At 72.3% G+C, this 6,654-nt stretch carries 1 protein-coding gene; it reads left to right on the forward strand.

Going from position 1 to position 6,654, the window contains the following annotated elements; all coding sequences use genetic code 11:
- On the forward strand, nt 1-6,654 hold a 6,654-nt coding region (locus AQJ46_RS50935; protein ID WP_159064289.1), incomplete at both ends, for a non-ribosomal peptide synthetase.

Consider the following 6,654-nt stretch of genomic DNA (forward strand, 5'->3'; position numbering starts at 1 on the left):
GCCGCTCGAAGCCTGGCTCTTCACCCTGACCGAAGCGGACCACGTGCTGTCCCTGATGGTCCACCACGTGGCCGGCGACGGCTGGTCGATGGGCCCCCTGGCCCGCGACCTGGCCACCGCCTACGCGGCCCGCCGCGAAGGCGAGGCCCCCGCCTGGGCTCCGCTGCCGGTGCAGTACGCGGACTACGCGATCTGGCAGCGCGGGCTGCTGGGCGATGAGAGCGACCCGGACAGCCTGATCTCCCGGCAGGTCGCCTACTGGCGCGAGGCGCTGGCCGGCGCCCCGGAGGAGCTGGAGCTGCCGTTCGACCGCCGTCGCCCGGCCGTCGCCAGCCACCGCGGCCACAGCACCCCGCTGCACATCCCGGCCGAGGTCCACGAGCGCCTGGTGGAGCTGGCCAAGGGCGAGGGCGTGACGCTGTTCATGGTGCTGCAGGCCGCGCTCGCGGTCCTGCTCTCCCGGCTGGGTGCGGGCACGGACATCCCGATCGGCTCCCCGATCGCGGGCCGCACCGACGAGGCGCTGGACGACCTGGTCGGCTGCTTCGTGAACACCCTGGTCCTGCGCACCGACCTGTCAGGCGACCCCACCTTCCGCGAGACCCTGGAGCGGGTCCGTGAGACGAGCCTCGGTGTCTTCGCTAACCAGGACGTGCCCTTCGAGCGCCTGGTCGAGGAACTCGCCCCCAGCCGCTCGCTGGCCAAGGCCCCGCTCTTCCAGGTCATGCTGACCCTGCAGAACAACGCCCGCGCCGGTGTCGGCCTCGCCGGCCTGCGTAGTGGGGGAGCGACCGACGGGCAACTGCCGCAGACATCACTCCCTGCCAAGTTCGACCTCGACGTGGTCATCGGCGAGTCCTTCGACGCCGACGGCCTCCCGGCCGGGCTGCACGGCACCGTCAACGTCGCCACCGACCTCTTCGACCCGGCCACGGCCGAACTGCTCGCGCAGCGCTGGACGCGGGTGCTGGCAGCCGTCTCCTCCGACCCGCGGCAGCGCCTCGGTGCCGTCGAGGTGCTCGACGCGAACGAACGCGAGCGCGTCCTGGTCACCTGGAACGACACGGCGAGTGAGCTCCCGGCCGGTACCGTGCCGCAGCTGATCGAGGCCCAGGTCGCCTGTACTCCCAATGCCGTCGCCGTCGCCTTCGAGGGCGGCGAGCTCACCTACGCCGAGCTGGACGGGCGCGCCAACCGCCTCGCGCGCCTGCTGGTCGGCCGTGGCGTCGGCCCCGAGACGCTCGTCGCCGTGGCGATGGAGCGCTCGGTAGAGGTGGTCACCGCCATCCTGGCCGTCTGGAAGGCCGGCGGCGCCTACCTCCCCGTCGACCCTGGCCACCCGGCCGAACGCATCTCCTTCATGCTGGAAGACGCCGCGCCGCTGCTGGTCCTGGCCGACACCGCGACGGCCTCGGTCGTCACAGGGGTCCATGAGACGGCGCCCCTCGTCCGGATCGACGACGCGGGCTTCGTCGCCGAATTGAAAACCGTGAGCGACGCTCCGCTGACCGCGGCCGAGCGCACGGAGCCGCTCCCTGCCCACCCGGCCTACGTCATCTACACCTCCGGCTCCACCGGCCGTCCCAAGGCCGTCGTCTCGCACCATTCCGGCGCGGTGAACCTGCTCACCGCCCAGATCGAGCGCTTCGCGGTCACCGCCGAAAGCAGAGTCCTGCAGTTCGCCTCCGTCGGCTTCGACGCCGCGGCCTCCGAGTTCCTGATGGCGTTCGGCTCGGGCGCCTGCCTGGTCGTCGCCCCGGCCGAGCGGCTGCGCCCGGGAGCCGGCCTGGAGGAGCTGGCCGACCGCCTCGGTGTCACCCACGCGACGCTGCCCCCGGCCGTGCTCGCCGTGCTCGACCCGGAGCGCCACCTGCGCTCGATCACCTCCCTGGTCTCCGCCGGTGAGGCCCTGAGCGAGGAGCTGCTGGCCCGCTGGTCGCACGGCCGCCGCTTCGTCAACGCCTACGGCCCGACGGAGATCACCGTCTGCGCCACCATGTCGGACCCGCTCGCTCCCGGCGACAAGCCCGGCATCGGCCGCCCGAACCCCAACACCCGCGTCTACGTCCTCGACGACGCGCTCTCCCCAGTGGCGCCGGGCGTCGCGGGCGAGCTCTACGTCGCAGGCGCCGGCGTGGCCCGCGGCTACCTCCGCCGCAGTGGCATGACTGCCGGGCGCTTCGTCGCCGACCCCTTCGCGACCGACGGCACGCGGATGTACCGGACCGGCGACCGCGTCAAGTGGACCGCTGACGGCGAGTTGCTGTACCTCGGCCGTGCCGACGAGCAGGTCAAGATCCGCGGCTTCCGCATCGAGCCGGGCGAGGTCCAGGCCGTCGTGGCGGGCCACCCGTCCGTCGCCCAGGCGGCCGTCGTCGTCCGCGAGGAGAGGCCCGGCGACAGGCGTCTCGTCGCGTACGTCGTCCCCGTGGAGGGCGCCGAGTCCGCCGGACTGCCGGCGCAGGTCCGCAGCTTCAGCTCCGGGCTGCTGCCGGAGTACATGGTCCCGTCCGTCGTCATGGTCCTGGACACCATTTCGCTCACGACCAACGGCAAGGTCGACCGCCGCGCACTGCCCGTTCCCGAGACCGGGACCGGCCGTGGACCGTTTACCCCGCAGGAGGAGCTCCTCTGCGCCGTCTTCGCCGAGGTTCTGGGCCTGCCGGCGATCGGCGTCGACGACGACTTCTTCGCCCTCGGCGGCCACTCCCTCCTCGCCGTCTCGCTTGTCGAGCGTCTGCGCGCCCACGGCGTGGGGATATCGGTGCGGGCACTGTTCGAGACGCCGACGGTGGCGGCGCTGACCGACACGGTGGCACCGGAGCGCGTGGCCGTTCCGCCGAACGCGATCCCGGCCGATGCCGACGCGATCACCCCCTCGATGCTGCCGCTGGTCGAGCTGTCCCAGGCGGAGATTGACCGCGTGCTGGCCACGGTGGACGGCGGCGTCGCGAATGTCGCGGACGTCTACCCGCTGGCTCCACTGCAGGAGGGCATCCTCTTCCACCACCTGATGGGGGCGGACCGGGGGGCCGACGCCTACGTCTCGCCGGTGGTCATGGAGTTCGCATCCCGTTCCCGTCTGGACGAGTTCGCCGCCGCGTTGCAGCGGGTGCTCGACCGCCACGACATCTATCGCACGGGCTTCGTATGGGAGGGGCTGCGGGAGCCGGTCCAGGTGGTCCGGCGTCATGCTGTACTGCCCGTCAGGGACGTGGTCCTGCCCGAGGACACTCAGGACCGCTCCGCCGCGCTCGTCGCGGAGGTCGGCTCGGTGATGGACATCGGTCGTGCACCCCTGCTGGACATGCACGCCACCGTGGCCGACGAGGAAGACGGCGCCGCCGGCGCCTGGCTCGGGCTGCTGCGCATGCACCACCTGGTCCAGGACCACACCGCCCTCGCGGTCATGCTGGGCGAGGTCCGCGCGTTCCTGGCCGGTCGCGGTGAGCAACTGCCGGAGGCGCTGCCGTTCCGTGAGTTCGTGGCGCAGGCCCGCTGCGGAGTCGAGCCGGCCGCGCACGAGGAGTTCTTCGCCCGCCTGCTGGGAGACGTGGACGAGCCGACCGCACCCTTCGGGCTGACCGACGCCCGCGGCGACGGCGCGGGCTCGACACGCGCGCTCACGTCCCTCGCGCCGGACCTCGCGGCCCGCCTGCGGGAGGCCGCGCGGCGTTCGGGCGCCAGTCCCGCGAGCGTGTTGCATGTGGCGTGGGCGCGGGTCCTCGCCGCGGTCTCCGGTCGTTCGGACGTGGTCTTCGGCACGGTGCTGTTCGGCCGCATGAACGCCGGCGCCGGCTCGGACCGGGTGGCGGGCCTGTTCATCAACACGCTGCCGGTGCGGCTGCGCGTGGACGGCGGCACCGCGCGGGAGGCGGTCTCCGGCATGCGGAGCCTGATTGCCGAGCTGCTGGAGCACGAGCACGCACCCCTTGCCGTGGCCCAGCAGGCCAGCGGTGTCCCGGGCGACACACCCTTGTTCACCTCCCTCTTCAACTACCGCCACAACGCCAACGCCGACAAGCGCCCCGCCGCCGACGACGAGCAGACCGCCGGCCTGACGGGCGTGCGGACGGTCTTCGCCCAGGAGCACACGAACTACCCATTGACCGTCTCGGTCGACGACAACGGCGAGGGATTCGGCCTGGTCGTCGACGCCGTCGCGCCGGTCGACCCGGAGGACGTCGCGGTGCTCCTCCACACAACCGTCGGCAACCTGGTCGCCGCCCTGGAGCAAGCCCTCGACGGCGGCGTCGACCAGCTCCTGCGTACCGTGGACGTCCTCGACGAGGATCAGCTGCGGCGGATTCTGACGGACGGGAACCCGGCAGCCGTGGAGGCACGCGCGGACTCACTCCCGGCCATGTTCGAGGCCCAGGTGGCGCGCACGCCGGACGCAGTCGCGGTGATCCGAGACGGCGTCGGGACCACCTACGCGGAGCTGGACGCGCAGGCCAGCCGCCTCGCCCGCTTCCTACTTGCCCAGGGCGTCGGCCCGGAGTCGCTGGTCGCCGTCGCGATGCACCGCTCCGTCGAACTGATCGTCGCGCTGCTGGCGGTCTGGAAGGCCGGCGGTGCCTACCTGCCGATCGACCCCGCCTACCCGGCCGACCGCATCGCGTTCGTCCTGCAGGACGCGGCTCCCGCCCTCGTCCTCGCCGACGGCGACTCGCACGTGGTGGCCGGCGTCGCGACCGAGCAGGGGCTCACCTGCGTCACTGTGGACGGGCCCGGGGCAGCCGGCGACCTGACGGCCTTCGACGCCGTCCCGCTCGGACCGGGCGAGCGCGGCGTCGTGCTGCCGGACCACACGGCGTACGTCATCTACACCTCCGGCTCGACGGGAAAGCCCAAGGGCGTCGCCGTCACCCACAGCAACGCCACGAACCTGTTCGCCGCCACCGAGAGCCTCTTCACGTTCGGGCAAGGCGACGCGTGGACGTGGTTCCACTCTTTCGCGTTCGACTTCTCGGTCTGGGAGCTGTGGGGCGCGCTGCTGCACGGCGGCCGGGTCGTCGTGGTCCCGTTCGAGGTCTCGCGGAGTCCGGAAGACTTCCTGGACCTCCTCGAACGCGAGCGGATCACCATCCTCAGCCAGACCCCTTCGGCCTTCTACCAGCTGCTTGCGGCGCTGGAGCGACGACCGGAAGCGCGGACGACGCTGCGTGCCGTGGTCTTCGGCGGCGAGGCGCTCGACCCCGCCCGGTTGACCGGCTGGTGGGCCTGGCACGGTGACTCCGGGCCGAAGATGATCAACATGTACGGGATCACCGAGACCACCGTGCACGTCACCTACCACGAGCTCGCCCCGTACGCCACGGACGGCGGCAGTGTAATCGGGCGCGGACTCCCGGGCCTCGGCGTCCGCGTCCTGGACGAGTGGCTGCGCCCCGTCCCGGTAGGCGTCGCGGGCGAGGTCTACGTGTCGGGCGGCCAGTTGGCGCGCGGGTATCTGGGCCGGGCCGGGTTGACGGCGGCCCGGTTCGTGGCGGACCCGTTCGCCGCGGATGGCTCGCGGATGTACCGGACCGGTGACCGGGCGCGGTGGACCGCGGACGCGCACCTGGTCTACCTGGGCCGCAGTGACGAGCAGGTCAAGATCCGCGGTTTCCGGATCGAGCCGGGCGAGGTGCAGGCCGTGGCGGCCGGGCACCCCCGGGTCGCGCAGGCCGCGGTGATCGCCCGGGAGGACACCCCTGGTGACAAGCGCCTGGTCGTCTACATCGTCCCCGCCCTGCCCGCCGACGGTGAGGGTCTGTCGGATGCGGTGCGGGAGTTCACCGCGCGGCGGCTGCCCGAGCACATGGTCCCGTCGGCGGTGGTGGTGCTCGACAGCCTGCCGCTGACGACCAACGGGAAACTGGACCGCAACGCCCTCCCGGCACCGGAGTACTCGGCGGGACCAGGCCGAGCCCCGTCCACCCCGCAGGAGGAGATCCTCTGCAGCGTGTTCGCGGAGGTGCTCGGGATGGACCGCATCGGCCTGGACGACGACTTCTTCAGCGTCGGAGGGCACTCCCTGCTCGCGGTCCGGTTGATCAGCCGAGTGCGTGCGGTCCTGGGAGCGGAGCTGTCCCTGCGCACCTTGTTCGAGGCGCGATCGGTCGCCGCGCTGGCCGCCCGGCTCACCGGTGCGGGCGAGGCCCGCGCTGCGCTGACGGTGCGGCAGCGCCCGGAGCGGGTGCCGGTGTCCTTCGCACAGCAGCGGCTCTGGTTCGTCGGGCAGATCGAGGGCCCGAGCGCCACGTACAACAGCACGGTTCGCCTGCGTCTGCCGGGCGACATCGATCAGCAGGCGCTCTCGGCCGCCCTGCGGGACGTCCTGCAGCGGCACGAGGTGCTGCGCACGGTCTTCGCGACCGCTGACGGCGAGCCTTATCAGCGCATCCTGTCGATGGACGAGCTGGACTGGGAGCTGCGGAAGGTCCAGGTCGAGGAAAGCGGTCTCGAGAAGGCCATCGATGAGGCGACGAGGTGCGCCTTCGATCTGGCGGAGGACGTGGCGATCCGTGGCTGGCTCTTCACGACCCGGCAGAACGCGCACGAGTTGCTGCTCGTGGTGCATCACATCGCGTGGGACGGCTCGTCGATGGGCCCGCTGGAACGGGACATCAGCGCCGCGTACGCGGCGCGCCGCGCGGGCCAGGCCCCGCA

It is taken from the genome of Streptomyces canus, from assembly GCF_001514145.1.
Lineage (GTDB): Bacteria > Actinomycetota > Actinomycetes > Streptomycetales > Streptomycetaceae > Streptomyces > Streptomyces canus.